A 26,452-nucleotide genomic window follows, 5' to 3' on the forward strand; every position below is an offset into this window, starting at 1 on the left:
TTATCAGATATCGCCGAACGAGGGAAGCGGGCCCCGACGACGGCACCGTGTCACTGCGGGCGAGTGGGCTTGCCCAGCGCCTTCTGTCGCAGTTCGCTGACGATCTCGTCGTTCCACACGTGTTCGCGCACCAGGCGGTAACGCTCCCGGCTCATCCAGAGGTACGCCTCGGCGTCGGTGCGGTCCTCGAGGATCTCTGCTGCGCGCACCATGCGCACCACCGGGAGGTATTCCTCACCGAACCAGCGCCGCGCGACGGTACCGCGGTCGACGAATTCACCGACCTCCTGCATCAACCGGAAGCCCCATGCCTCCACCGATTCGCTCAGCTGGGCGTAATCGAACGGATCGGTCACCTGAACGGCCTCGCGTGCCTTGCCCACCAACGGGACACGACTGAGGAAGATGCGCCGGTGATCCTTGATCAGCAGATCGCCACGTCGGGTGATGCCCTCGGGGGAGATGCGCGTGATGATCTCGGTGACCACGGCGTCGATCGACGTCCGGTGCATCGCGAAGGCGATGGAGACTCGATGGTGTCCGTCGACGACGAAGTGCATGCCACCGATGCGGTACACCTGGATGGGCGGCATCGCCTCGCCGCGGCGCTGAGCAGCCGCGAGTCGCTGCCAGCGTTCGCGGATGCGCGCCGACGTCGGCCGAAAGAACCGATCGAAATCGCGCGTGCGATCGACACTGCCGACGATGGTCTCGACGCGGATGACCTGCAGGCCGAGGTGACGCTCGCCCACCTTGCCGAGGGCGGCGACCACCTCGTCGAACGGCAGGATGGTGTTGACGTCGTCGGGTTGACGACGCAGCCACCCGACCAGACGTGCGACGTCGGCGCGGCGGCGTTGGCGGGTGAAGTCGTTCTCCGCATCGGCGGCCGGAAATCCGGTGTCACGTGCCATGTCTGCGCCTCACGATCTTGGGTGTCTCGAAATCCGGTCTTTCGCCGCCCGGTTCGATCTCGAGGAGGGTGTATCCGACGGTGTTGATCACCGCCGCGCCGTGCAGGGTCAGATCGTCCGGGGTGTGACCGTGCGGATGAATGTGGCCGTGCAACAACAACTGTGGGGAGAGTCGACGCGTCACCTCGTCCAGACAGTCGAAACCGATGTGCGCCGGGTCGGTGTCGTCGCCGACGCCGAGCGGAGGACTGTGGGTGAGCAGAATGTCGACGGGCCGAAGGTCCTTGCGCACGTTGCGATGCCACGCGAACGTCCGGGTCAGGGTTCGTGATCGACGTCGCTGCTGCCGTTGGGTCCACTGATTGGGCCCACCGTTGTAGCGGATGGACCCGCCGAGCCCGGCGATCCGCAGGCCTGCCGCCGACACGATGCGACGATCGACGTTGACGGCACCGACCGGTCCCGGCCAGGTGGCGGGCAGCCCGGCGCGCATCCACCCGGCGCGCCCGGCCGAGTATCCGGTGAGGTCCGCGTCGTGATTGCCCGGCACGAACACACACGGTGCGTTCAGCGCGTCGGTGAGGTACTCGAGGTAATCGAACGGGAGGTCGCCCGCGCCGAGAATCAGGTCGACTCCGAGCGACTTCACCTGCGGACTCCACAGGGATTCGATCGTTTCGTCGGCAACTGCGAGAACGGAGACCACGGGTACGACGGTACCCACCTCCGGTGCGGTGGTACCTCCGAACGGACTTCTCGGGCATCGGTGGTGTTGGATGGGTCAGGTGAGCGACAGTGTCATCGAAGCGGTACGCGCACATCTGGTGACCGAGATCGGCGACGAGAATCCGTCGTCGGCGTCGGTGACGTTCCTCGGCCTCGAGTCACTGGACGTGCTGAGATTCGGCGCGGACTCCGACGTGGTCCGGTACGTCAGTCTCGGCTGTTCTCGTCACCCCATGGCCGACCCCAACGAACTCGTCGCCGATCCCTCGCGCGGCCCCCGAGCCGAACTGGTGCTGACTCTGCGCGGTGGGGCAGGCGTGGCGTCGGGCGTGCACAAGTCCCTGGCCGTGCTCGCTGCCTCTCCCGCGGTGGAGGGCGTCGTGCTCGTCGAGGACGCGCTGCTCGACCTGGGCGAGCCGCTGTGGACCAACGCGCCGTTCACCGCGGTGCTGCTGGGCGAGAGCGATATCGCCGATCTGACGCTGCCCGAGCCCTACGACCCGGTTCGCTTTCTGGCCGCCGTGCCGTTGACCGGTACCGAGGCCGCGTGGGTGCGTCTACGCGGTGCAGCGGCCCTGCGGGAGGCCTGGACCGAGGCTGGGATCGACGTGCGCGATCCGAATCGATCTGCGGCCAGTCTCTGACGAGAAGTCACCGCGCGTAGGACGCCAATTCCGGTTCGGCAGTGACGGAATCGAAGATGAGGTGCAGAGGCACCTCGGCCAGGTACTTCAGTCCGGTGATCGCGGCATCTGCGTCGTAACGCAGGTTCGGCATCGTGGTGGTGAAACAGAGGTCGTCCGAGATGCGTTCGCGCACAGCAGGTCCGTCGTGTTCGAGCGCGTCGAGGACGAGATAGAAGGCGACGTTGTCGCCGATGATGTTGAAGTGTTCGACGGGCCGGAGCGGGCAGATGTCCTGGACGGCGATGTTGGCGGCCCCGGCGAGGGTGCTGGCGTGCGGTTGCGGATAGATCAATTGGTCGAATGTCGTGTAGATCGAGGTGTAACTGGGCCCCGCGGGCAACGGACGCGCCGCCAGCGCGGTGAGGAACTTCGACCCGGTGGCGATCTGCCAGTTCGCCGGCGGGCACTCCTGCGAGTCGTCGCATCCCGAGCGCGCCGAGTCGGTGCCGTTGTACGGGGTGGCGAGCGAGATGAAATCCGATACCAGCGCAGGCAGATCCGGCCAGAACGTCAATGCCCAGAGCTCGTCCAGTGGACCGTGCTGGTGACCCATCAGGACGACCTGGCGACCGCTGTCGGCTGCCATGGTGCGGACCGCATGCACCACGTACTGGGCGGCGACCTGAAGGTCTCCGTAGCCCTCGTCGGGAAGCGAGAGGCTGCACACCGGTATCCCAGCGGCGGGCAGTGACTGCAGATAGTTCCAACCGAACGATTGCTGATCGGTGGCGAAGGCCGGGGTGAGCAGGACCGGATCGCGGGTGGCGTCGTGCAGATCGGGGGTGCACGTGAGGGCGTGGTCGAGGGCGGCCGGAGCGACGGTGAGCACGGGACCGAGATCGGGGTTCGACCCGGCATGAGCTGTACCCGGCACGCAGACGGTCATGATCGCGACGGCCAGTACCAGTGAGCGGATTCTCATCGATCCCTTCCGGACGAGGATGCAGGGCTTCTGCAGTCTCATCCGGTCAGGACCGGCGGGATCGTGACCCGGAAGGGGTCGGGGCAATCACCAACGACCGCTCGATTCGGTTGGACATCGCCCAACCGAATCCAGCTCCTAGAGCCAGTCGTTCTTGTGGAACGTCCGCCACAGTCCGATACACACGCACAACACGACCGCGACCATCAGGTGATAGCCGTACGTCCAGTGCAACTCGGGCATGTTGTCGAAATTCATCCCGTAGATGCCCGCGACCATCGTCGGCACAGCGGCGATCGCCACCCACGACGAGATCTTGCGCATGTCCAGGTTCTGCTGCATCGTCACTCGCGCCAGCGCGGCGTCGACCAATGAGCTGAGCACCTCGTCGTACTCGGAGATACGTTCGGCGACGGTCGTGTGATGGTCCTGCACGTCGCGCAGGTAGCGTCGCACCGCCTTGGGGACGCTCGGCTCCTGCACCAGACGCGCCAACGGCGTGGACAGCGGTGTCACCGACCGGCGCAGCTCGACGACCTCCCGCTTGAGGAGGTAGATGTTCTCGATGGGCACATGGTGGTGCGGCGAGAAGACTTCCTCTTCCATGCCGTCGACGTCTCGCTCGATCGAGTCGGTCACCGCGAGGTACTCGTCGACGACGTGGTCGGCCACCGCGTGCAGTACCGCCGACGGACCGAGCGCGAGCTGTTCCGGGTTCGCTTCGAGGCGCTGACGCACGCCGGCCAACCCCGAATGTTCCCCGTGCCGGACGGTGATGACGAAGTCGCGGCCGACCATCACCATGATCTCGCCGCTCTCGACGATCTCGTTGGCGGTCGTCACCGACTCGTGCTCGACGTACTTCACCGTGCGCAGCACCAGAAATGCGACGTCGTCGTAGCGCTCGAGCTTGGGCCTCTGATGGGCGTGCACGGTGTCCTCGACCATCAGCTCGTGCAGGCCGTGACACTGGGCGATCGCGCTCATCTGGTGTTCGTCGGGTGCATGCAGACCGACCCACACGAATCCCTCACCGCGGGCGCGGACCTCCGCGATGGCCGAGGTGTGCGTGAATCTCCCGGGCAGTCGAGCCCCGTCGACGTAGACCGCGCAGTCGACGATCGCTCGGGCCGTGGGCACCGGAATGCGCGGTATCGGCTCGGGACCGGCCTTGGCCGAACGTCGATGCAGTGACGGCAGCGACGGGCGTGGTGGAAGGGACGGCATGGCGGGCAATCGTACGCCAGCAAAACGACGAGAGAGTGGGCCTGGAACACTGTGCAGGTGCTCATCGATCTCCACACCCACTCGACGGCGTCCGACGGGACCGACAGCCCGGCCGAGCTGGTCCGCGCCGCAGCCGAGGCGGGACTGTCGGTGGTGGCTCTGACCGATCACGACACCACCTCGGGGTGGGACGAAGCGGCCGCCGCACTGCCGTCCGGCCTCACGCTCGTGCGCGGCATGGAACTCTCCTGCACCGGGCGAGGCGAGGACGGCGAGCCGGTTCCTGTGCATCTGCTGGCGTATCTGTTCGACCCCGCGAACGAGGCGTTCGCGGGAGAGCGCGCACGGTTGCGCGGCGAGCGGGTCACTCGATTGCGTGCCATCGCCGAGAAGATGGCGGCGGACGGTCTGCCCATCGATCCCGACGCGGTGCTGGCCTCGGCCGGAGCGGCAGCCGGACGACCGCACCTGGGTCGCGCGCTGATCGACGCCGGCTACGTTCCGAACATGGACGCCGCGTTCGCCGGTCCGTTGGCGACGAGCGGCAAGTACTACGTCGAGAAGGTCGACACCCCCCTCGAAGTCGCGGTGGACATGATCGCCGCAGCAGGCGGTGTCAGTGTGCTCGCGCACGCCAGAGCTCGTGCCCGCGGTCGCATCCTCGACCTCGATCACATTCGCGAACTCGCAGCGCGCGGTCTCGGGGGAGTGGAAGTGCATCACATGGACCACTCGCCGCAGGACACCGCGGTGATGGTCGATCTCGCTGCCGAACTGGACCTGATCGTCACCGGATCCTCGGACTACCACGGCACCAACAAGACGGTGAAATTAGGCGAATACACCACGGCCCCAGAGCAATACGACCGTCTCGTAGCGGCGGCACGCGCATGACATTCGACGTGACGCTCTATCTGACGGTGCTCATCACCCTGTTCGTCATCATGGACCCACCGGGCGCGATCCCGGTGTTCCTGTCGCTGGTGGGCCGCAAGAGCAAAGAAGAACGCAACAAGGCCGCGTGGCAGGCTCCCGCCGTCTCACTGACCGTCATCTCGGTGTTCGCGATCGGCGGCCAGGCGATCCTGAGCTACCTGCACATCGGCATTCCGGCGCTACAGGGCGCAGGTGGGTTGTTGCTGCTGCTCATCGCGTTGTCACTGCTCACCGGAAAGGGCGCGGGCGGAGACACCGCCGCGGAGGACGTCAACGTCGCGCTCGTGCCGCTCGGGACTCCGCTCATGGCCGGCCCCGGTGCCATTGCCGCGGTAATCGTCTACGTCAGCCAGGCCGACGGTGACGTCGGTTCGTTCCTGGCAATTGCGTTGGGCATCATCACCATTCACGTGCTGTTCTTCCTGGTGCTGCGATTCTCGACGGCGCTGATCCGGCTCCTCGGAGAAGGCGGCATCTCGCTGTTGGCCCGCATCGCCGGCCTGTTGCTCGCCGCCATCGCGGTGCAGCTGATCGCGGATTCTGTTCGCGGATTCGTGGCCGGCGGATGACCGGGGGATCGTTCGGGCTCCGATTCCTGCGCGGGCTCAGCGGCGTCGTCACCGCAGGACTGGTGGTGCTCGCCATCGGCGTCGCCGTCACGCAGTATCTGGGGCACTCCCGCGGATTCCCCGGTCCTGGTGGTCTCTCGGTCGCCGCACACATCGTCGCCGCGATCGTTGCCGTGTTCGCGCAGCGCGTCACCGATCACCGTCGCGGATTCTCGGCCGTTCTCGGGGCGATCGTGGTCTTCGTCGCCACCGGCCTCGTCCTGTGGACACAGTGGTGGCAGTGAGCGCCCGTTCTGACTCTGTGGTCAGGTGGGGTGGCGATGTGGCACACTGGGGCACCGACAGGGCTACAGCCCATCGCTGATCGTGCAGGCGCACCCGCCTCACATGCGAGACACGCTCTCGGCAGTTTGCAGCCAGCACTGGCGCACTCCGACGGCCCTCATTTCCACTACTCACTTCGTTGACATTTCGTCGCCTCGCCGGTCGAGGTCGACAGTGCGAGGAGCTTTCACAGTGACGGCAGTCGAAGACACCGCAGCAACACCCACAACGCCGGCCCTTCCCGCCGGAATCACCGACGAGGAGATCTTCGCCGGGCACCTCGGCGGGAAGCTGTCGGTCGAGTTGGCAGCGCCGCTCGAGACCCAGCGCGATCTCTCGATCGCCTACACCCCAGGAGTGGCCCAGGTCAGCCGCGCCATCGCCGCCGAACCCGCGCTGGCCAAGCGATACACCTGGACCGATCGCCTCGTCGCCGTCATCTCCGACGGTTCCGCAGTGCTCGGCCTGGGCGATATCGGTCCCCGCGCGTCGTTGCCGGTGATGGAAGGCAAGGCCGCACTGTTCAAGAAGTTCGCGGGCCTCGACTCCATCCCGATCGTGCTCGACACCAACGACGTCGACGAGATCGTCGAGACCATCGTGCGGATGCGGCACAGCTTCGGTGCCGTCAACCTCGAAGACATCTCGGCACCGCGCTGCTTCGAGATCGAACGCCGCGTCATCGAGGCGCTCGAATGCCCGGTGATGCACGACGACCAACACGGCACCGCCATCGTCGTCCTCGCCGCGCTCAACGGGGCTGCGAAGGTGCAGGGCCGGAGCACCTCCGAACTGAAGGTCGTCATCTCCGGAGCCGGGGCAGCAGGTGTGGCGTGCGCCAACATGCTCCTCCTGGCCGGCATCCGGGACGTGGTGGTGCTGGACTCGCGGGGGATCGTCTCTTCCGATCGCCAGGATCTCACCAGCGTCAAGGCCGACCTCGCCGCGCGCACCAACCCCCGTGCACTGGCCGGCGGAGCGGCCGACGCCCTGGCCGGCGCAGACGTGTTCCTCGGTCTGTCCGCGGGCAAGGTCGACGAGAGCTACATCGCCTCGATGGCCCCGGACTCCATCGTGTTCGCGCTGTCCAACCCGGATCCGGAGATCCATCCGGAGGTGGCGAGGAAGTACGCCGCCATCGTGGCAACCGGACGCAGCGACTTCCCGAACCAGATCAACAATGTTCTCGCCTTCCCCGGTGTGTTCAAGGGCGCGCTCGACGCAGGTGCCCGCCGCATCACCGAAGGCATGAAGCTCGCCGCTGCCGAGGCAATCCTCTCGGTTCTCGGCGACGAGTTGGCTGCGGACAAAATCGTGCCCAGCCCACTCGATCCTCGTGTCGCCCCGGCCGTTGCGGACGCAGTTGCGGCAGCAGCGCGAGCCGAGGGCGTCGCGTAGGAAAACGGAAAGAAAACACCGGCGAACCCGGCCCCCACCCGGGCCTGCGGTTCGCCGGTGTCTTTCGTAGTGGGTCGAGTCAGACCTTCGCGAGTCCGGTCGGCATCCGCCGTAGGCGACCGGTTCCCGGGACGGACGTCCACACCGCGAGGGCGAGCAGACCGTCGACGATCAGGGTCAGCAGCGCCACCAGAATCGCGCCGACCAGAACGCGGCCGTAGTCGTAGAGCGCGAGCCCGTCGAAGATGTAGCGGCCGAGCCCGCCGAGGTTGACGTAGGCCGCGATGGTCGCGGTAGCGATGATCTGCAGTGTGGTGTTGCGCAACCCGCCGAGGATCAGGGGCAGAGCGTTGGGGATCTCGACGCGAAACAGCACTTGGGTTTCGGTCATCCCCATCGCGCGGGCGGCGTCGACGACGTTGGCGTCGACGTTGGCGATGCCGGAGTACGTGCCGGCCAACAGGGGAGGAATGCCCAGTAGCACCAACGCGATGATCGGCGGGATCAAGCCCAATCCGATCACCAGAACCAGAAAGACGAGAATGCCGAGGGTCGGCAGCGACCGCAGCGCATTGACGAGCCCGACGATGACGGCCTCACCGCGGCGCAGGTGACCGATGAGCAGACCGACCGGAACCGCGACGGCAGCCGAGAGCAACACTGCCAACAGGCTATACCACATGTGTTCGATCAGCCGTGCGCCGATTCCCGTGGGACCGGCCCAATTTCCGCCGTCGAGAATGTACGAGAACGCCTCGGAGAAGAGATTCATGCGCGTGCCTTCTTCTTCGACGAGCCTGTGCTCAGCCGCGTCCATGGGGTGAGTCGACGCCCCAGCAGGTACAGGGCCGCGTCGAAGATCAACGCCAGGAACACGATCGAGATGATGCCCGCGAAAATTTGATCGGGATAGTCACGCTGGTAGCCCTGGGTGAACAGCTGGCCGAGGCCGCCGATGCCGATCACCGAGCCCACCGAGACCAACGAGATGTTCGTGACCGCGACGACCCTGATGTTGGCGATGAGTACCGGAAGTGCCAGTGGCAGTTCGACGGTCACTGCTCTCCGCAGTGTCGAGTAGCCCATCGCCTCGGCGGAATCGACCACGGCGAACGGCACCGAATCGAGTGCCTCGGGTACTGCGCGCACGAGCAGCGCGGTCGAGTACACCGCCAGCGCGATCACCACGTTCAACGGATCGAGAACGGGAAGACCGACGATCGCGGGGATGGTGACGAACAAGGCCAGCGACGGAAGCGTGAACGCAATACTGGCCACCGTCAGCGTGATTCGGCGAACCCAACGGGTGTTGCGAATGACGGTACCCAACGGGATGGCGATCAACAGTCCGATGAGCAGCGGGACGAGCGAGAGATACAGGTGCGTCTTCGTGTAGCCGAGAACCACATCGAAATTGTCCAGCAGCCAGGTCACTGTTCGTTGTCCCCGGTAGCGAGGAAGTGGTGCCGGTTGCGTTCGGAGTCCTCCGACTTGCGTTGTGCGGCAAGGTTTTCGAGTATCTCCGCCCCGTCGACGCTACCCACGGCCGCCCCGGATGCATCGACCGCGACACCGATTCCCGACGGCGAGGAGATCGCCGAGTCGAGTGCCTGACGCAGATCGCCGCCCTCGAGGAACAGGGAGCCGCCCGCCGCCGTGCTCTCGTCGATGCTCCGGCCTTCGCGCACCTTCTCGACTCCGGTCGCGTCGATCCATCCGAGTGGACGGCGCTGCCCATCGACGACGAGGACCCACTGCCCCTGGTCCAGCCTCAGACCGTGGATCTCGTCCTGCGTCGCCGTACGGATGGGGTGCATGGTCACCGACTGTGCCGACCGAAACGACAGGCCGCGGTAGCCACGATCGCGACCGACGAACGACGCCACGAAAGACGTTGCCGGTGAGGCGAGTACGGTCTCCGGCTTGTCGTACTGCTGCAATCGGCCCTGGGGTCCGAACACGGCGATGCGATCACCGAGCCGTACGGCCTCGTCGATGTCGTGGGTGACGAACACGATTGTCTTCTTCAGATCGGCCTGCAGTCGCAGCATCTCGATCTGCAGTTCTTCCCGAACCACCGGGTCGACCGCGCTGAAGGGCTCGTCCATCAGCAGGATCGGCGGGTCTGCGGCAAGCGCCCGGGCGACGCCCACCCGCTGTTGCTGCCCGCCGGACAGTTGCGCCGGGTAGCGCGAGGCGAATGCCGGGTCCAGGCCGACGCGCTCGAGAACGTCGAGCGCGGCTGTGCGTGCTGCGCGACGCGATTCGCCGTTGAGTACCGGCACCGTGGCGACGTTGTCGACGACGGTGCGGTGCGGCAGCAACCCGGCACTCTGGATGACGTAGCCGATGCCGCGGCGCAGCTTCACCGCGTCGATGTCGGCGATGTTGCGCCCGTCGACTGTGATGACGCCCGAGGTGGGCGTGATCATGCGATTGATCATCCGCATCGAGGTGGTCTTGCCGCAGCCGGACGGCCCCACGAACACGGTGAACGAGTGTGGCTCGATCACCAGGTCCAGCGAGTCGACGGCCGTGGTGCCGTCCGGATACGTCTTGTTGATGCTCTCGAAGGTGATCATCAGCTGACCGGCTGATCCAGACCCTTGTCCTGGACCCAATCCGCTGCTGCTGCCGCGGGCTCGACCTTCTCGTCACCGGACACTCGCGTGTTCAGCGCAATGAGCTCCTCGGTGGTGATCTGCGCCGACACGGCGTCGAGCACCTGAGTGAGCTTGTCGGACTGCTTGGCCGTACGCAGCACCGGAATGATGTTCTGGGCAGCGAAGTTGTTCTCCGGATCCTCGAGAACGACGAGATCGTTCTGTGCGATCGAGGGCGCGGTGGTGAAGATGTCCGCTGCGACGACCTGTCCGGAGACGAGGGCCTCGACCGTCGCCGGGCCGCCGCCGTCGGAGATCGGGATGTAGTTGCCGGGAGAGATGTCCAGACCGTACTTGTCTCGCAGACCGGGCAGGCCGCCGACGCGTTCCTGGAATTCCGGGGTACCGGCGAAGGTCACCTCGGACGAGAACGGGGCGAGGTCGCCGATGGTGGTGAGGTTGCGCTCGGTGGCGGTCTGGCGCGTGACGACGACGGCGTCCTTGTCCTCGCCCGGTGCCTGCGCTGTCACGGTGAGGTCGTCGCCCAGAGCCGCGGGCAGTGCGGCCAGGACGTCCTCGGAGGACGTGGCGGTCGCGGATTCGTCCAAGTACTGCAGCAGGTTGCCGGTGTAGTCGGGGATCAGGTCGATCGACCCGTCTCGCACTGCCGGAATGTAGGCCTCACGGCTGCCGATGTTGAGCTTGGTGCTCACCTCGAAACCGTTGGCGCGCAGAGCCTCGGCGTAGATGTTCGCCACGGTCTCGGACTCGGGGAAGTTGGCCGAGCCGATGATGATCGAGTTGGTGTCGCTGTTGCTCTCGCCGCCACCGCTGGACAGTGGATCCGAATTTCCGCCGCAGGCGGTCAGAGCGGTGACCGAGAGGGCGAGTGCGGCTACGGCGGCCACTGCCCTCGGAGCGGAGAACGCGCGCGTGATTCGGGAGGTGGTCATGGTGTCCTTCCATCGGTTCGGGCACAGTCCTACCCATCTCCGATCGCCGCCACCGGGCTGCGGGGGCATCGTCGAAACCAGGACTCGGGCTGCTCGGGATGGTAGTCGAATTCAGCGTGCCCATAAGGTTGGTTCGACTACCGTCTCGTTCGCACTAGTGCCCCGCGGCCGAGATCGGTAAACCACCCGGGCAGTGAACAGGAGAAAATGATAGTGCGATCGTCGGTTCTGGCAGCAGCCCTGGTGATGTCGATCGCCGGACTGGTCGGCGGTTGCAGTGCGGGTGCGTCGACCGACCCTGCCGGCGCGGCCGTCGTCGTCGGAGCAGGCAGCTCGGATCTGTCGCGTCTGCTCGCGCAGATCTACGCCGGTGGACTGCGATCGACGGGAGCGAACGTCGAGGTGAAGGAAGACCTGGGAGACCGGGCCGACTACCTCGCGGCGCTGGACCGCGGGGAGGTGACGATGGTTCCCGATCTCACCGGAGAGCTGCTGCGCACCTTCGACACTCTGTCTGCGGCAACCGAGGCCGAGGACGTGTACACCGAACTGAACCGATCACTGCCGGCCGGGTTGTCGGTGGGGGATTACGCCACCGCCGAGGATCGACTTGCCATTGCGGTGGCGTCGGACAGTGAATCGGGCGACGAGACGGTGACCGACTTCCTGGGGCGTGGGGAAAAGACCGTGGGAATCGTGGACGATCAGGTCGATCCGATGGACGTCCTTGCGCAAGGCACGAAGAGCCCCACGTTCACGGGGGCGTCGTTCACCGATTTCACTCCGTATGCCGATGGGCAGTCCGCCGTGGACGGGTTGAACGCCGGGGAGGTCGATGCACTGGCGATTCGCACCGCCTCGTTCGGCCCGTTGGCGAAGGATCTGACCACGCTGCCCGACGACGATCATGTGTATCCCGCGCAGAACGTGGTTCCGCTCTACGTCGACGGAGTGCTCAGCGAGAGTGCTCTGAGGTCGTTCTCGGTGGTGGCGGGGGAGCTGACGACTGCGGACCTTGCCGACATGATCGGCGAGGTCCGCAACGGCGTTCCGTCAGGCGAGGTCGCCGGCCGCTGGCTCGGTGAGCGCAACCTGTGACACTGTGCCGGTCTGCGTTGCCCTGACCTTGCGGCCCAGGTACGAGCCCATGTGATGGACGGCCTGAGCCGCCTCCCGCAGGATCGACGCCTGTAGATGGGCCACGTGCCAGAGCTTCTTGTACTCCACGTGCTCGAGCTCCACGCCCGACAGACGCAGCTTGTCCGCGAAGGCGGTGATCTGCGCGTACAGCACCTCGTCGGTGCCGACGTGCATGACGATCGGAGGCAGCCCGTCGAGGTTGCCCAGCAGCGGTGCGAAGCCTTGGTCCAGTGGATCGCCCGCGCCCAGATAAGCGTCGGCCGAGCTGTACGACCAGCCGGTGTTGACCACGAGATCGCGGTCCTTGGCGGCGTCGCGTGCACCGGGATCGACCCAGGGCGAGATCAGGCCGAGGGCGGCCGGGCTGGTGCCGTCGTCCACCAGACGCCTGGCGGTGGCAACCGTCAGACCTCCACCGGCGGAATCGCCTGCGATGGCGATGCGGTCCGCGGTGAATCTGTGAACACGGACCAGCTCGCGGAACGCCGCGACAGCGTCGTCCAGACCGGCCGGGTACGGGTTCTCCGGGGCCAACCGGTAATCGAGCACGTAGACGGCGCTGGCCGATTCCCGCGCCAGATGCGCTGCCAACGACCGGTGCGTGTTGATCGAACCGATCGTGTACGCGCCGCCGTGCAGGTACAGAATCGCGGTGTCGCGTTCGGTTGCCCCGACGGTGATGCGCTCCGCTCGCCGTCCGGCGAGCGTCAACTTCTGCGCGACGGTTCCGTGCGGAAGAGTCTGCGCCGGAGCCGCCGCCTCGAGCAGGGCCCGCTGGGCTCGGAACGACAGACGCGGATTCAGCGCCAGGCGATAGAAAGGCTTGAGTGCTGCCGCGACGATCGGCAGGGGAACGTAGAAGGACTTCACGGGCTCGCCTACTTCTTCGTTCGGGGAAGCGCGCGCTTGGACACCGCGGCGATCAGGCCCTGGTAGCGCGAGCCGGTGATGCGCTGCAACAGATCGAGGGCGATGGCGTCGGATCCGATGAGCACCCGGCCCTTGCCCTTCTCGACGCCCTTGAGAATGGTCTTGGCAGCGTCGATCGGGGTGGTCTTGGCGAGCTTGCTGTCGAAGAACTTGGCCACGTCGGCCTGATCGAAGTTCTCGGCGACCGTGGCGTTGCGGGCGATGGCGGTCTTGATACCACCGGGGTGCACCACGGTCACCTTCACCGGTGCCTTGGAGATCAACATCTCCATGCGCAGCGACTCGCTGAACCCGCGGACGGCGAACTTCGCGGCGTTGTACGCCGACTGCGACGGCATGGCGAGCAGGCCGAAGAGGCTGGAGATATTGATGATGTGGCCGTCGCCGGAGGCCTGAATGTGGGGCAGAAATGCCTTGGTGCCGTTGACGACTCCCCAGAAATCGACGTCGACGATGCGCTCGATGTCCTTGAACGAGGACTTGTCGACGTCACCGTGGTACGCGATGCCCGCGTTGTTGTAGATCTGGTTGACCTTGCCGAAATGCGCAACGACGGCCTCGGCGTAATCCAGCACGGTCTCCCGCTGGGACACATCCAAGAAATCCGACTTGACCTCGGCACCCAACGCCTCGACTCGTCGAACCGTTTCGTCGAGTCCGGCGGTGTCGACGTCGGACAATGCCAACTTCGCTCCGCGGCCGGCCAGTTCGAGGGCCAGGGCGCGGCCGATTCCCGAGCCCGCGCCGGTGACGACGGCCACCTTGCCTGTGAATGTGCTCATCGTGCGGACACCTTGTCTGTGTTGTTGCCGGCGGAGTTGGTCGCCGACGGTCCGGAGGGCAGGTCTGCGGTAGCGACGCTACGGTACGCATCGAGATCGAAGTTCCTGGTGATTCTGCGGAACTCGAAGGTAAAGCCCGGCCACAGCGTCGTGTTGTTGCCGTGCTTGTCGAGGTACCAGCTGGCGCATCCGCCGTTCATCCAGACACTCTTGGAGAGTTGGTCCTGCAGCGTCACGTTGTACTCGTCCTGCACGTCCTTGCGCACCTCGATGGTGCCGATGTCGTGCTTGTCGATGGTGTTCAACGCGTCGACCAGGTAGTTGATCTGCGACTCGATCATGAACACCATCGACGTGTGGCCCAGACCGGTGTTGGGGCCCACCAGGAAGAACATGTTGGGGAAGTTCGCGACCGCCGCGCCCTTGTAGCCCTGCTGACCGCCGTCCTCGAAGGTTTCGGCCAGTGTGCGGCCGTCCTTGCCGGTGATGCCGTGGTAGGCGGGGGAGTCGGTGACGTGGAAGCCGGTGGCGACGACGAGCGCGTCGATGGGGCGTTCGGTGCCGTCCTTGGTGACGATGGAGCCCTCGCGGATCTCGGCGATACCGTCGGTGACGAGATCGACGTGGCTCTTGGCGAGCGCGGGGTAGTACGCGTTCGAGATCAGCATGCGCTTGCAGCCGATGCGGAAGTTCGGCGTGACCTTCGCGCGCAGGGCCTTGTCCTTGATCTGCGTGCGCAGGTGGTTCTCCGACGCCCACTGCAGCGGCTTCATGAAGGCCGGAGCCTTCGCAAGTCCGACGACCTGCGTCTCGCGCATCGCGTAGATGCCGGTGCGGGAGAGACGCTGGAATCCGGGAACGTGCTTGAAGGCGAAGCGCTCGAGCTTGGTGTACGGGCGGTCCGCGCGGGGAAGAATCCACGGCGCGGTGCGCTGGTACACGTCGAGGTGCTTCACCTGATCTGCGATGGCGGGCACGATCTGGATCGCCGACGCGCCGGTACCGATGACGGCGACGCGCTTGCCCGCGAGCGAGACGTCGTGATTCCACTGGGCCGAATGAAAGACGTCGCCCTTGAAGTCGTGAATTCCCTTGATGTCGGGCAGGTTCGGCTCACACAGCGCGCCGACGGCGGAGACGACGATCTTCGCGGTGTAGTTGCCCGTGGTGGTCTCGACGTCCCAGCGGTTGGTCTCGGCGTTCCAGCGGGCCGAGGTCACATCCGTGCCGAACACGTGCTTGTCCATCACGCCGTACTTGCGCGCCACCCCGGCGATGTACTTCTGGATCTCGGGCTGCGTGGAGAACGAACGCGTCCAGTTCGGGTTCAACGCGAACGAGTAGGAGTACAGGTGCGACGGCACGTCGCAGGCGGCACCGGGGTAGGTGTTGTCGCGCCAGGTGCCACCCACATCGTGGCCGCGTTCGATGACGACGAAGTCCTTCTTGCCTGCCTTCGTCAGCTTGATCGCGGCACCGAGGCCGGCGAATCCGCTGCCGATGATCAGCGTATCGACGTGACGCGGCGTCGTTGCACGGTCCGAAGTATCTGTTACGGGAAGACTCATGTAGGGGAGCGTAGAAGCTTATTGAGTGTGAGTCAATAGTTATTGACTAACATTCAGTAGGGTGGTTGCATGGCGTTCGTGAACAGCCCCGGCACATCGACCACGAAGAGGACCAGGCTCAGTCCGCAGCAACGACGAGCGCAACTGATCGAGCTCGGCACCGAGATGCTCGCCGACCGCCCCCTCGAACAGATCTCCGTCGAGGACATCGCAGACCAAGCAGGCGTCTCCCGAGGTCTTCTGTTCCACTACTTCGCCTCCAAGCAGGAGTTCCACCTCGAAATCGTGCGTGAATCCTCGCGCGTCATGCTCGAGCGCACCGCACCCGATCCGTCGTTGCCACCGTACGAGATTTTGCGCGACTCCATCGCGAACTACGTCGATTACGTCACCGACAAGCGGCAGATGTACGTCTCGCTCCTGCGCGGCACTCCCAGTGGTGATCCGCAGATGCGCGCGGTGTTCGAGGACACCCGCTCCGCCATGGCCGAGCGAACCGTCGCGCAACTCGGGGGACTCGACATCGAGGTCACCCCCACCATCGTGCTGGCCGTCCGCGGCTGGATCGCCTTCGTCGAGGAAACGACGATCAACTGGCTCACCGCGCCCGAACTGAGCCGCGACGAACTGATCGACCTCAACGTCAACGCTCTGCCCGCGGTCGCACTGGCACCAGGAATGATCACCGCACTCCTGGGAACCGACGCCGACGCCTCAGCCTGACCGACGCCCGCCCGACGCCCGCCCCGGCTGGGATCAATGTCCCTTTGTTGCAGTCCGACCGACTGAATCTCGCATTGATCCAGTAGATGGCCCCCGCCCCGTCGCCCCGCCCCGCACGCGTCGCCCCGCCCGCACGCGTCAATGGACCCTTGCACTTCCCAGACGTATGCAGCGGTCCATTCACTCAGCCCCCAACGCTGCGTGGATGGACCGTTGCACTGCTCAGACGCATGTGATGGTCCATTGACGCGGAGTGGGGAGCCCCGAAACGACAACAGCGGCCCACTTCCGAGGAAGTGGGCCGCTGTTGTCGTCGAATTTTCTAGCCTTCGCCGACTGCGTTGAAGGCCTCGTCGATGATTTCGAGTTGCTCGACGGCGTGCACCTTGCTCGATCCCGACGACGGGGCGGACATTGCGCGACGCGAGATGCGCTTGATGCCGACCAACTTCTCGGGGACGAGCTCGGGCAACGCGAGACCGAAGAACGGCCAGGCACCCTGGTTCGCAGGCTCTTCCTGAACCCAACGGAATTCCGTTGCGTTCGGGTAGCTTTCGAGTGCTTCCCGGATGCGGCGGACCGGCACGGGGTAGAGCTGCTCGATGCGGACGATGGCGACGTCGTCGCGGTTGTCCTTCTGCTTGCGTGCGAGCAGCTCGTAGTAAAGCTTGCCGCTGACCATCAGCACTCGCTTGACCGCGCTGCGGTCACCGGTGCCGGTGTCGTAGGTGGGCTCGTCGAACACCGAGTGGAACTTGCCGTCGGTGAAGTCCTCGATGTTGCTCACCGCTGCCTTGTTGCGCAGCATCGACTTCGGGGTGAAGACGATCAGCGGGCGACGGATGCCGTCACGCGCGTGCCTGCGCAGCAGGTGGAAGTAGTTCGCGGGGGTCGAGGGGAGTGCGACGGTCATCGAGCCCTCGGCGCACAGCGTCAGGAAGCGTTCGATGCGTCCGGACGTGTGGTCGGGACCCTGGCCCTCGTGGCCGTGCGGCAGCAGCAGCACGACGTCGGAGAGCTGACCCCACTTGGCCTCACCGGACGAGATGAACTCGTCGATGATGGACTGCGCGCCGTTGACGAAGTCGCCGAACTGCGCTTCCCACATCACCAGCGCGTCCGGGTTGCCCACGGAGTAGCCGTACTCGAAGCCGACTGCAGCGAACTCGCTGAGGGCGGAGTCGTAGACCATGAACTTGCCGGGGTTGTCGCTGCCGATGTTCTGCAGCGGGGTGTACTCGGCACCGGTCTTGCGGTCGATGATCACCGAGTGACGCTGGGTGAACGTGCCGCGTCGGGTGTCCTGGCCGGAGAAGCGGATGTTGCGTCCCTCGTCCACCAGCGATCCGAGCGCCAGCAGCTCGCCGAAGGCCCAGTCGACCTTGCCCTCGTGCGCCATCTCGCGACGCTTCTCGAGCACCGGCTTGACGCGCGGGTGGACGTTGAATCCGTCGGGGACGTCGAGGTGCGCATCGCCGATGCGGTGCAGCACTGCCTTGTCGACGGCCGTGGTGAGCTTGGCAGGCAACTGCTGGTCGAGTTCGACCGATTCGCTGGGCTCCGGGGTGTACTTCTCGAGTTCGCGTACCTCGTTGAAGACGCGTTCGAGCTGGCCCTGGTAGTCGCGGAGTGCATCCTCGGCTTCCTTGAGCGAGATGTCTCCACGGCCGATGAGCGATTCGGTGTAGCTCTTGCGGACGCTGCGCTTGGTGTCGATCACGTCGTACATCGCCGGCTGCGTCATCGAGGGATCGTCGCCCTCGTTGTGGCCGCGACGGCGGTAGCAGATCATGTCGATGACGACGTCCTTGTGGAACTTCTGACGGAAGTCCACCGCCAGCTGAGCCACCCAGGCGCAGGCCTCGGGGTCGTCGCCGTTGACGTGGAAGATCGGCGCGGCGATCATCTTCGCCACATCGGTGCAGTACTCGGACGAACGCGAGAACTCCGGTGACGTGGTGAAGCCGACCTGGTTGTTGACGACGATGTGCACGGTGCCGCCGGTGCGGTAGCCCCGCAGATCGGACAGGTTCAGCGTCTCGGCGACGACGCCCTGGCCGGCGAATGCCGCGTCTCCGTGCAGCATCAGCGGCAGAACGGAGTAACCGCCCTGGCCGGTGCCCTTGTCCAGCAGGTCCTGCTTGGCGCGGACAAGGCCTTCGAGAACCGGGTCGACGGCTTCGAGGTGCGACGGGTTCGCGGTGAGCGAGACCTTGATGTCGTTGTCACCGAACATCTGGATGTACGTGCCCTCGGCACCGAGGTGGTACTTCACGTCGCCGGAGCCGTGTGCGGCGGCCGGGTTCATGTTGCCCTCGAACTCGGTGAAGATCTTCGAGTAGGGCTTGCCGACGATGTTGGCGAGCACGTTGAGGCGACCGCGGTGCGGCATACCGATGACGACCTCGTCGAGGGCGTACTCGGCGCTCTGGTCGATGACGGAGTCCATCATCGGGATGACCGACTCGGCACCTTCGAGCGAGAAGCGCTTCTGCCCGACGTACTTGGTCTGCAGGAACGTCTCGAACGCCTCGGCTGCGTTGAGCTTGCTCAGAATGTACTTCTGTTGCGCCACAGTCGGTTTGACATGCTTGGCCTCGACGCGTTCCTGCAGCCAGGTGACCTGCTCGGTCTCGAGGATGTGGGTGTACTCGACGCCCACGTGGCGGCAGTACGAGTCGCGCAGAACGCTGAGCACGTCCCGCAGCTTCATCTTGTCCTTGCCGTGGAATCCACCGACCTTGAATTCGCGGTCGAGATCCCACAGCGTGAGGTCGTGGCTGATCACGTCGAGGTCCGGATGCATCCGGAACTTGTCCTTGGTGAACTGCAGCGGATCGGTGTCGGCCATCAGGTGACCGCGGTTGCGGTACGCGGCGATGAGCTCGAGCACGCGGGTGTTCTTGTCGACCGTGCCCTCGGGCAGATCCTTGCGCCAGCGAATGGGCTCGTAGGGGATCTTCAGCGAGTGGAACAGCTCGTCGTAGAACTCGTCGCTGATCAGCAGGTTGTGGATCGTCTTGAGGAAGTCACCCGACTCCGCACCCTGAATGATGCGGTGGTCGTACGTCGAGGTCAGCGTCATGAGCTTGCCCACGCCGAACTCGGCGAGACGCTCGTCGCTGGCTCCCTGGAACTCTGCCGGGTACTCCATGGCACCGGCACCGATGATGGCTCCCTGGCCGTTCATCAGACGCGGCACCGAGTGCACGGTTCCGATTCCACCGGGGTTGGTCAGCGAGATGGTGACGCCCTGGAAGTCCTCACCGGTGAGCTTGCCGTCGCGAGCGCGACGCACGATGTCCTCGTACGCGTTGTAGAACTGCGTGAACGTGAAGTCCTGCGTGTTCTTGATGGCAGCGACGACGAGGGAACGGTTGCCGTCCTTGCCGGGCAGGTCGATGGCGAGACCGAGGTTGATCGCGGCCGGAGTGACGGCGTTCGGCTTGCCGTCGACCTCGGCGAAGTGGCGGTTCATGTTCGGGAACGCCTTGACGGCCTGCACGATGGCGTAGCCGAGCAGGTGTGTGAACGAGATCTTGCCGCCGCGGGTACGAGCGAGATGGTTGTTGATGACGAGGCGGTTGTCGACCATGAGCTTGGCCGGAATCGCACGCACGCTGGTCGCGGTGGGAATCTGCAACGAGGCGGACATGTTCTTCGCCACCGCGGCAGCAGCGCCGCGCAGAATCTTGCTCGACTCTTCACCGAACTCGGCTGCGGCGGGCTTCGCGGGAGCGGACTTGGCCGGCGCGGCCTTCTTCTCGGCAGGCTTGGCAGCAGCGGCAGGCTTCTCGGCCTCAGCCTTGGGAGCGGCGGCTTTCGGAGCGGCCTTGGGTGCTGCGGCCTTCGGCGCGTCCGTCTTGTCGGGAGCAGAGGCGGCCGGCTTGGCTGGTGGCGCTGGTGCTGCGGGAGGCGCGGACTTGGTCGAGCTACCGTTCGAGGCTGCGCCGTTACCGGCAGCACCGTTGGATCCGGCGGTCTCGTCGGTTGCTGCCTCGGGGTCGTAACCGGTCAGAAACTCGTGCCAGCTCGCGTCGACGGATGAAGGGTCCTGCTTGAATCGCTGGTACATCTCGTCGACCAGCCATTGGTTTTGTCCGAATTGGGTAGTAGAGCTGCTGCTCACGGCAGTAGTTCGCCTCGTTTCTGTCTTCGTTCCCGTTCAGCGCGCGTACGTGTCAAGGCTAGACCGTTGGTCCAGCTCACGTGCGTCCGGGACGTAGCTGTGATATGTACTCACCGGTAACCATCGGCCTCGTTGTCGATGACACCTTCGATTATCGAATTATTCCCTCGGTTCGTTTCGGCTGCAGTCCACAGCTGCGCGTAGAAGCCGCCCTGCGTGCGGAGCTCCGAATGTCGACCTACTTCCACGATACGGCCGCCGTCGACCACCACGATCAGATCTGCCCGCGCGGCGGTGGCCAAGCGGTGCGCGACGACCACTGCGGTGCGAGTACGCGCGACGGCACTGCCGGCGGCTAGCACGGTGCGTTCGGTCGCGGGATCGAGCGTGGCGGTGGCCTCGTCGAGGAGCAGCAGGTCGGGGTCGACCAGCTCGGCCCTGGCCAGTGCGATCAGCTGTCGTTGACCTGCGGACAGTCCTTGGCCGCGCTCGCCGACGGGTTGGTGCATACCGCCGCGAAGTGCGGCGATGGTGCTCAGAGCACCCACCGAGCGTGCCGCGTTCTCGATGTCGGTGCGGCTGGCATCGGGTCTGCCGTAGGCGATGTTCGACGCCACGGTTCCGGTGAACAGGTGCGCTTCCTGCGGTACGACGCCGAGTCGGTGGCGGTAGTCCGAGAGGCGATAGTCGCGTAGATCGTGGCCGCCGACCCGCACCGATCCGGAGGTCGGATCGTAGAAGCGGGCCAGCAGTTTCACCACCGTGGACTTGCCCGCGCCGGTCCGTCCGACCAAGGCGACGGTGGTCCCGGCGGGGATGGTGAGATTTACCTCACTCAGGGCGTCGGAGTGAGCCCCGGCATACCGGAAACCGACATCGACGAGTTCTATGTCGGCGCGAAGGCGTCCGCCGGGAAGTGCGGTGGTGTTCGCGTCGGCGGAGGTTTCGATCGAACTCGTGGTGCGCAGGAGATCCCCGATGCGGCCGACACCGACACGTGCCTGCTGGTAACCGTCGAACACCTGCGAGAGCTGCTGGATGGGTCCGAAGAGCAGTCCGAGGTAGAGCACGAACGCCACGAGGGTGCCCGCTGTGGTGGTGCCGGTGGCGATCTGGTGCGCGCCGACGAACACGACGACGGCGAGGGCGATATCGGAGAGCAACGTGATGAGGGGGAAGAACACCGAGATCGCGGTCTGCGATCGCATTCGACTCGCGCGGTAGCGGTCGGAGCGTTCGGCGAATCGGGATGCGGCGTACTCCTCGCGCCGGTAGGCCTGTGCCGCGCGCAGGCCCGTGACGTTCTCCTGGAAATCGGCGTTGACGATGGAGATTCGCTCGCGGGACGTCGAGTACGCCGCCGAGGAGATGCGCCGGAAGATCACGGTGGCCACGGCAAGCGGTGGCACGACGGCCAGCGCCACCAGCCCGAGAGTGGGGTCGGTGACGAGCAGAGCGGCGGCGATACCGACGACGGTCAGCACACTCACCACGGCCGTCGATGCCCCGGTCTGAATGAACGACGACAGTGCGTCGACGTCGGTGGTCATGCGGGTCATGATGCGGCCCGACAGCTCACGTTCGTAGTAGTCGAGGCCGAGCCGCTGAATGTGCGCGTAGCTGCGGACGCGGAGTCCGAAGAGCACTCGCTCACCCGCCCGCGCGGTGATCACCGTCGTCCAGCAGACGACGAACCAACTCGCCGCTGCCAACACGACGCCGATCGAGGTGGCGATCCACAGGGTGTTCGAGTCTCCACTCGCCACTCCGTTGTCCACCGCATAGCGAACGAGCGAGGGGAAGGCGATCGAGGCCAGTGAGTCCAGCGCGAGAAGCACGACCACGACTGCGAGCAACGAGCGCACGGGGCTCAGCAGTCTCGACAGCCGGAACTCCGGGTCGGGTCGACGCAACTGGGATCCGGATGTGCCCGGATCCTCGGTCGCAGGCGGCAGGGCCGCGACTGCCCGGGATATGGCGGGTGTGGGTGCGAGTGAGCCGAAAGCCCCGGCCATCGCAGTTCCGTGACCACCGCCGCCTCCGGGCGCGGGTGTCGATACTGCGCCGGGCTCGACCGTCGACTCCGGATCCGTGTCCGGCCAGAGCGTGTCGGCGGAGGGGTCGACGGTCGGCTCCTCACCGGGATCGTCGTTCTCCTCTCCGTCTCCACCGGCCAGGAGGGCCCGGAACAACGGACAACGCCGATCGAGTTCGTCGACGGTTCCGGTGTCGATGATGCGGCCGTTGTCGAGCACGGCGACGCGGTCGGCCAGGGTCAGGGTCGAGCGGCGATGAGCGAGAACGAGGGTCGCGCGCGTCCGGACGCCACGCAACGCGTCGAAGATGGCGGCCTCGGTCTCGGCGTCGACTGCGGAGGTGGCGTCGTCGAGAATCAGAATGCGCGGCTCGACGAGAAGAGCACGGGCCAGTGCGATGCGTTGGCGTTGGCCACCGGAGAGGGTGAGTCCGCGTTCGCCGACGAGGCTGTCGTATCCCTCGGGCAGCGCGTCGATGAAGGTCGATGCCTGTGCCAGCCGCGCCGCATGCTCGATCTCCTCCGCTGTGGCGTCGGGCCTGCCGAGGGCGATGTTGGCGGCGATGGTGTCCGAGAAGAGGAACGGCTCGTCGAACACCAGCGAGACCGCTTCGCGGAGCGACGTCGAGTCGAGGTCGTCGATATCGAACGACGTTCCGTCGGATGTCAGCGCAATCTGTCCCTCGGAGGGGCGATAGAAACGGGGGAGCAGCAGGGCGAGAGCGGTCTTTCCCGAGCCCGCGTGGCCGACGACGGCCACCGTCTCACCCGGCGAGATGGTCAGATTCAGGCCGGTCAGCACATCGCGTTCGGGCTCGAACCCGAAGGTCACCTCGGAGATGCGGACTCCGAGCGGGCCGTCGGGCAATGCGACGGGGGCGGCCGGTTCCGGGTCGGACGGCTGGGTATCGACCACCTCGTAGACGCGCTCGACGGCCGCGCGGGAGAGCTGAGCCATGATCACCACCGACGAGACGGTGCGGGTCACGGCGGACAAGGTTGCGACGTAGGTGGCGAAGGCCAGGAACGTGCCGATCGTGATGTGGCCCTGCAGGGCCAGATAGCCGCCCAGGGCGATGACTCCGACGAGTCCGAGTTGCGGAATGGTGGCCAGCGACGGTGCGAACCGCGAGTTGATCTTCGCCGATCGCATGCGCTCGGCGAAGAGCGTGCGACCGAGCGTCTCGATGCGATCCACCGCACGGGCTTCCTGGCCGAAGCCCTTCACCACTCGGACGCCGGTGACCGTCTCCTCCACATGTTGCGCCAGATCGGCGGCGCGCTGCTGCGCAGACCAGGTGGCCGCGAAGAGAGTGGGCCGAATTCGGTAGACCACGATGCCGACCGCAGGAACGATGAGGACCGCGACGATGGTGAGCAGTGGCGACAGATATGCCATCACCGCCAACGCCAGCACGAACTGCAGGACGGCTCCCGCCGACAGCGGCACCATGGCCAACAGCCCCTGCAACAGTTGGAGGTCGGTGATCGATCTCGACACGACCTGACCGGTACGGATCTCGTCCTGTTTGCGCCCGTCGAGCCGTTGCAGTGACGCGAGCAGGTCGAGGCGTAGATCGTGCTGGACGTCGATCGAGAGCCGGCCGGCGAGCATGCGTCGACCGAATTGGCACGCGAAACGCACCAGACCCAACAGTGCGATGGCGGCGGCGACGGTGGCGATCTTCTCGCCCCTACCTGCAGTCGCGTCGTCGATGGCAACCCTGGTGAGCAGCGGGAACGAGATGTCGATGACCGCGGCGATCATCGTCACGCCCAGAGCTCCGAGTGCGGTACGTCGATGCAGCATGCACTGCGCGATCAGACGTCTGATCCACCCACGCCGACTACTCGACGTGGGTTCTGCGCTGTCGAGTGTCGACGAGCTGCGTCCGGGTACCGCCGCACGGTCTTTCACCGCATTACTGTGTGCCATCGATTCACCACGCTAGACCCGAGTACCGACAGCTTCGGCCCGCCGATACCGACCTCAGTCGATGTCGCGGGTGCGGGCCAGGAACCAGCCGACGCCGGTGAGGATCGCGGCCCACAGCGCGAGTCCGAGCGGTGCCCACGGCCACGATGCCAGGTCGCCCGCGTCGTCGAGTTGAGTCGCCGCCATGGTCGGCAGAGTCAGGTTCGACGGCAACGCCACGGCAACCGATCCGAGCCCGAGGCCGAACAGGATCAGCGAGATCAGACCCTCGCCGAACGGCAGCCAGGCGACCAGCACGATCGCGGCCCACGTCGGAGATTTCAGCAACAGACCCAGGCCGGCACCGATCATCGACCACAGCACGACTGCGAGGAGGCACGACGCCACCACGCCGATGAACGCGCCGTCCAGCAGCACTGTCCGCTCGTTGAAGATCAGCAGGCAGATCAAGCTGGCCAGCAGCACCACCAGGCCGTATCCGAGGCCGAACAGCGCAGTGACGATGAGTTTGGCGGCGATCACCCCGTCGCGGCCGCGAGCGGTCAGGAAGCTGGTGGTGATGGTCTTGTGGCGGAATTCGGTTCCGGCGTTGACGGCACCGAAGATGCCGGCAAACAGAATTGCGGCACCGGCGGCAACGTACAGGCCGATCGAGGCGACCCCGCCGGAGATGTCGAGGTCCTCCTCGAATTCGCCCAGCCCATTCGCGATCACCGACGTGATGACGGACGCGAACACTCCGACGACGATCGGGGCGATAGCCAAAGCCCACCAGAACTTCAGTGTCGTGACCTTGCGGATCTCCGACGTCAGCAAGGCGTTCATCGCGGACCCCCGTTCCAGTTCTGCGGCGGGCCGTAATTCTGCGGCGGGGGGCCGTACCCCGGCGGTGGGCCGTAACCCGGCCGATGACCCGGCGGGCCGTAACCGTACGGATTCTGCTGAACGGGTGCGGCGTTGTACTGACCCGCGGTCATCGACAGGAACACCTGCTCGAGGTCGACGTGTTCACCGGTGGTCCCGAAGATCGTCACCTGGGCGGCGGCCGCGATGCGGGCGATCGTGGACGCGTCGGTCCCGGCGACGCCGATGCGTCCGTCGGGCAGCAGTTGACTGTCGTTGAACCCATTCGAGGCCAACGCCAGTGCCAATGCCGCGGGGTCCGATGCGGCCACGAGTACGCGGCTCGGACGCGTCGATCGCAGTTGCGCGATGGAACCCTGGTACACGAGTGCGCCGGCGCTGACGATCACCAGATTGTCGACGGTCTGCTCGATCTCGCGCAGGATGTGGCTCGATACGAGCACGGTGCGCCCTGACGCAGCGAAGGCCTTCAGGAAGTCGCGCAGCCAGGCGATTCCTTCGGGATCGAGACCGTTCGCGGGTTCGTCGAGCACGAGGATTTCCGGATCCCCGAGCAGCGCGGTGGCGAGCGTGAGGCGTTGACGCATGCCGAGTGAGAACCCGCCCGCGGCGCGGTCGGCGGCATCGCCGAGGCCCACCAGGTGCAGCACGTCGAGGGCGCGACTGTCGGGTACGCCGATCGCGGCGGTGTAGATCTTCAGGTGATGTGCAGCGCTGCGCTTGGGGTGCAGGCTCAGCGAGTCGAGGACGGCTCCCACCGTGCGGGCCGGGTGGGTTGCCGTGCGGAACGGAGCCCCGTTGACGAGGCCGACACCCGAGGTGGGGGCGACGAGTCCGAGGAGCATGCGCAGCGTCGTCGTCTTGCCCGATCCGTTGGGGCCGAGGAATCCGGTGACCGTTCCGCGTGGAACGACGAAGCTCAGGTCCGAGACCGCGCGAACTGTGCCGAATTGCTTGGTCAGTGCCTGCGCTTCGAGCGCCGCTCCCGGATAGCTGGTCATCTGTGCGCAATCCCCCTGGCCGTTGGTCACCTCGAGTACCGGCTGCGCGCGGCAACCGGTACCCGAGGCTACGGGGTGCGACCGAC

22 protein-coding genes are annotated in these 26,452 nt (G+C 65.7%); 7 read left to right on the forward strand and 15 right to left on the reverse strand.

The genetic code is table 11. The features are described 5' to 3' along the window. Positions 1–50: 50 nt before the first annotated feature. Together QM615_RS19925 and QM615_RS19930 are read right to left on the reverse strand one after the other, a co-directional pair. On the reverse strand, positions 51–914 hold the full coding sequence (locus QM615_RS19925) for a chromosome partitioning protein ParB (RefSeq protein ID WP_094641301.1): 864 nt from the start codon (positions 912–914) through the stop codon (positions 51–53). Beyond that, positions 904–1,620 carry a metallophosphoesterase family protein gene (locus tag QM615_RS19930; protein WP_149407938.1) on the reverse strand — a complete coding sequence of 239 codons (717 nt, stop codon included), beginning with the start codon at positions 1,618–1,620 and terminating at the stop codon, positions 904–906. The genes QM615_RS19925 and QM615_RS19930 overlap by 11 nt, the downstream gene beginning before the upstream one ends. 70 nt (positions 1,621–1,690) lie before the next feature. On the opposite strand from QM615_RS19930, the gene QM615_RS19935 reads away from it, so the two are divergent. Continuing rightward, positions 1,691–2,284, forward strand: coding sequence for a suppressor of fused domain protein (locus QM615_RS19935; protein ID WP_094641303.1), 594 nt, complete (start codon positions 1,691–1,693; stop codon positions 2,282–2,284). A 7-nt stretch (positions 2,285–2,291) separates the two neighbouring features. Here QM615_RS19935 and QM615_RS19940 read toward each other — a convergent pair whose 3' ends face one another. Next, positions 2,292–3,248 carry a lipase gene (locus QM615_RS19940; protein WP_149407939.1) on the reverse strand — a complete coding sequence of 319 codons (957 nt, stop codon included), beginning with the start codon at positions 3,246–3,248 and terminating at the stop codon, positions 2,292–2,294. A 138-nt stretch (positions 3,249–3,386) separates the two neighbouring features. Beyond that, positions 3,387–4,475, reverse strand: a complete 1,089-nt coding sequence (locus QM615_RS19945; RefSeq protein WP_188078851.1) for a magnesium and cobalt transport protein CorA — start codon at positions 4,473–4,475, stop codon at positions 3,387–3,389. A 57-nt stretch (positions 4,476–4,532) separates the two neighbouring features. Here QM615_RS19945 and QM615_RS19950 point away from each other — a divergent pair, with 57 nt between their 5' ends. From QM615_RS19950 to QM615_RS19965, 4 genes are all read left to right on the forward strand, one after another. Beyond that, a complete protein-coding gene (locus QM615_RS19950) occupies positions 4,533–5,369 on the forward strand; it encodes a PHP domain-containing protein (protein ID WP_149407941.1) in 837 nt (278 codons plus the stop codon). Further along, a complete protein-coding gene (locus QM615_RS19955) occupies positions 5,366–5,980 on the forward strand; it encodes a MarC family protein (RefSeq protein ID WP_149407942.1) in 615 nt (204 codons plus the stop codon). Before QM615_RS19950 ends, QM615_RS19955 begins: the two co-directional genes overlap by 4 nt. After that, positions 5,977–6,264 carry a hypothetical protein gene (locus QM615_RS19960; RefSeq protein ID WP_149407943.1) on the forward strand — a complete coding sequence of 96 codons (288 nt, stop codon included), beginning with the start codon at positions 5,977–5,979 and terminating at the stop codon, positions 6,262–6,264. The genes QM615_RS19955 and QM615_RS19960 overlap by 4 nt, the downstream gene beginning before the upstream one ends. Positions 6,265–6,496: 232 nt before the next feature. Next, complete coding sequence (locus tag QM615_RS19965) at positions 6,497–7,702, forward strand: NAD(P)-dependent malic enzyme (protein WP_188078852.1); 1,206 nt, start codon at positions 6,497–6,499, stop codon at positions 7,700–7,702. Positions 7,703–7,781: 79 nt separating this feature from the next. Here the strand turns inward: QM615_RS19965 and QM615_RS19970 are convergent, their stop codons facing one another. Genes QM615_RS19970 through QM615_RS19985 form a run of 4 tightly spaced genes read right to left on the reverse strand, consistent with a single transcriptional unit; the run spans position 7,782 to position 11,258 of the window. Next, complete coding sequence (locus QM615_RS19970; protein ID WP_149407944.1) at positions 7,782–8,474, reverse strand: ABC transporter permease; 693 nt, start codon at positions 8,472–8,474, stop codon at positions 7,782–7,784. Continuing rightward, entirely contained in the window at positions 8,471–9,136 is a 666-nt protein-coding gene (locus tag QM615_RS19975) for an ABC transporter permease (RefSeq protein WP_068053154.1), read from the reverse strand. Before QM615_RS19975 ends, QM615_RS19970 begins: the two co-directional genes overlap by 4 nt. Then, positions 9,133–10,284: an ABC transporter ATP-binding protein gene (locus tag QM615_RS19980; protein WP_149407945.1), complete on the reverse strand. Its 1,152-nt coding sequence runs from the start codon at positions 10,282–10,284 to the stop codon at positions 9,133–9,135. The genes QM615_RS19975 and QM615_RS19980 overlap by 4 nt, the downstream gene beginning before the upstream one ends. Then, positions 10,284–11,258, reverse strand: coding sequence for an ABC transporter substrate-binding protein (locus tag QM615_RS19985; protein WP_149407946.1), 975 nt, complete (start codon positions 11,256–11,258; stop codon positions 10,284–10,286). Before QM615_RS19985 ends, QM615_RS19980 begins: the two co-directional genes overlap by 1 nt. A 207-nt stretch (positions 11,259–11,465) precedes the next feature. On the opposite strand from QM615_RS19985, the gene QM615_RS19990 reads away from it, so the two are divergent. Further along, a complete protein-coding gene (locus QM615_RS19990) occupies positions 11,466–12,356 on the forward strand; it encodes a glycine betaine ABC transporter substrate-binding protein (protein WP_149407947.1) in 891 nt (296 codons plus the stop codon). Here QM615_RS19990 and QM615_RS19995 read toward each other — a convergent pair. Genes QM615_RS19995 through QM615_RS20005 form a run of 3 tightly spaced genes read right to left on the reverse strand, consistent with a single transcriptional unit; the run spans position 12,312 to position 15,678 of the window. Then, positions 12,312–13,268, reverse strand: coding sequence for an alpha/beta hydrolase (locus tag QM615_RS19995; protein WP_149407948.1), 957 nt, complete (start codon positions 13,266–13,268; stop codon positions 12,312–12,314). The two genes, QM615_RS19990 and QM615_RS19995, sit on opposite strands and share 45 nt — an antisense overlap. Positions 13,269–13,276: 8 nt before the next feature. After that, positions 13,277–14,110 carry an SDR family NAD(P)-dependent oxidoreductase gene (locus QM615_RS20000; protein ID WP_068053168.1) on the reverse strand — a complete coding sequence of 278 codons (834 nt, stop codon included), beginning with the start codon at positions 14,108–14,110 and terminating at the stop codon, positions 13,277–13,279. After that, positions 14,107–15,678 carry a flavin-containing monooxygenase gene (locus QM615_RS20005; protein ID WP_149407949.1) on the reverse strand — a complete coding sequence of 524 codons (1,572 nt, stop codon included), beginning with the start codon at positions 15,676–15,678 and terminating at the stop codon, positions 14,107–14,109. The genes QM615_RS20000 and QM615_RS20005 overlap by 4 nt, the downstream gene beginning before the upstream one ends. Before the next feature lie 69 nt (positions 15,679–15,747). On the opposite strand from QM615_RS20005, the gene QM615_RS20010 reads away from it, so the two are divergent. Further along, positions 15,748–16,401, forward strand: a complete 654-nt coding sequence (locus tag QM615_RS20010) for a TetR/AcrR family transcriptional regulator (protein WP_149407950.1) — start codon at positions 15,748–15,750, stop codon at positions 16,399–16,401. A 322-nt stretch (positions 16,402–16,723) separates the two neighbouring features. On the opposite strand, the gene QM615_RS20015 is transcribed toward QM615_RS20010, so the two are convergent. The 4 genes from QM615_RS20015 to QM615_RS20030 all read right to left on the reverse strand — a co-directional run bounded on the left by QM615_RS20015 (position 16,724) and on the right by QM615_RS20030 (position 26,366). Then, positions 16,724–20,530, reverse strand: coding sequence for a multifunctional oxoglutarate decarboxylase/oxoglutarate dehydrogenase thiamine pyrophosphate-binding subunit/dihydrolipoyllysine-residue succinyltransferase subunit (locus QM615_RS20015; RefSeq protein ID WP_283347798.1), 3,807 nt, complete (start codon positions 20,528–20,530; stop codon positions 16,724–16,726). 110 nt (positions 20,531–20,640) lie between these two features. Beyond that, entirely contained in the window at positions 20,641–24,501 is a 3,861-nt protein-coding gene (locus QM615_RS20020; protein ID WP_502941897.1) for an ABC transporter ATP-binding protein, read from the reverse strand. Positions 24,502–24,555: 54 nt separating this feature from the next. Then, positions 24,556–25,326 carry an ABC transporter permease gene (locus QM615_RS20025; protein ID WP_283347799.1) on the reverse strand — a complete coding sequence of 257 codons (771 nt, stop codon included), beginning with the start codon at positions 25,324–25,326 and terminating at the stop codon, positions 24,556–24,558. Next, a complete protein-coding gene (locus QM615_RS20030; protein WP_283347800.1) occupies positions 25,323–26,366 on the reverse strand; it encodes an ABC transporter ATP-binding protein in 1,044 nt (347 codons plus the stop codon). The genes QM615_RS20025 and QM615_RS20030 overlap by 4 nt, the downstream gene beginning before the upstream one ends. Positions 26,367–26,452: the final 86 nt, after the last annotated feature.

The sequence above is a fragment of the Rhodococcus sp. IEGM 1341 genome (genome assembly GCF_030056895.1).
Lineage (GTDB): Bacteria > Actinomycetota > Actinomycetes > Mycobacteriales > Mycobacteriaceae > Rhodococcoides.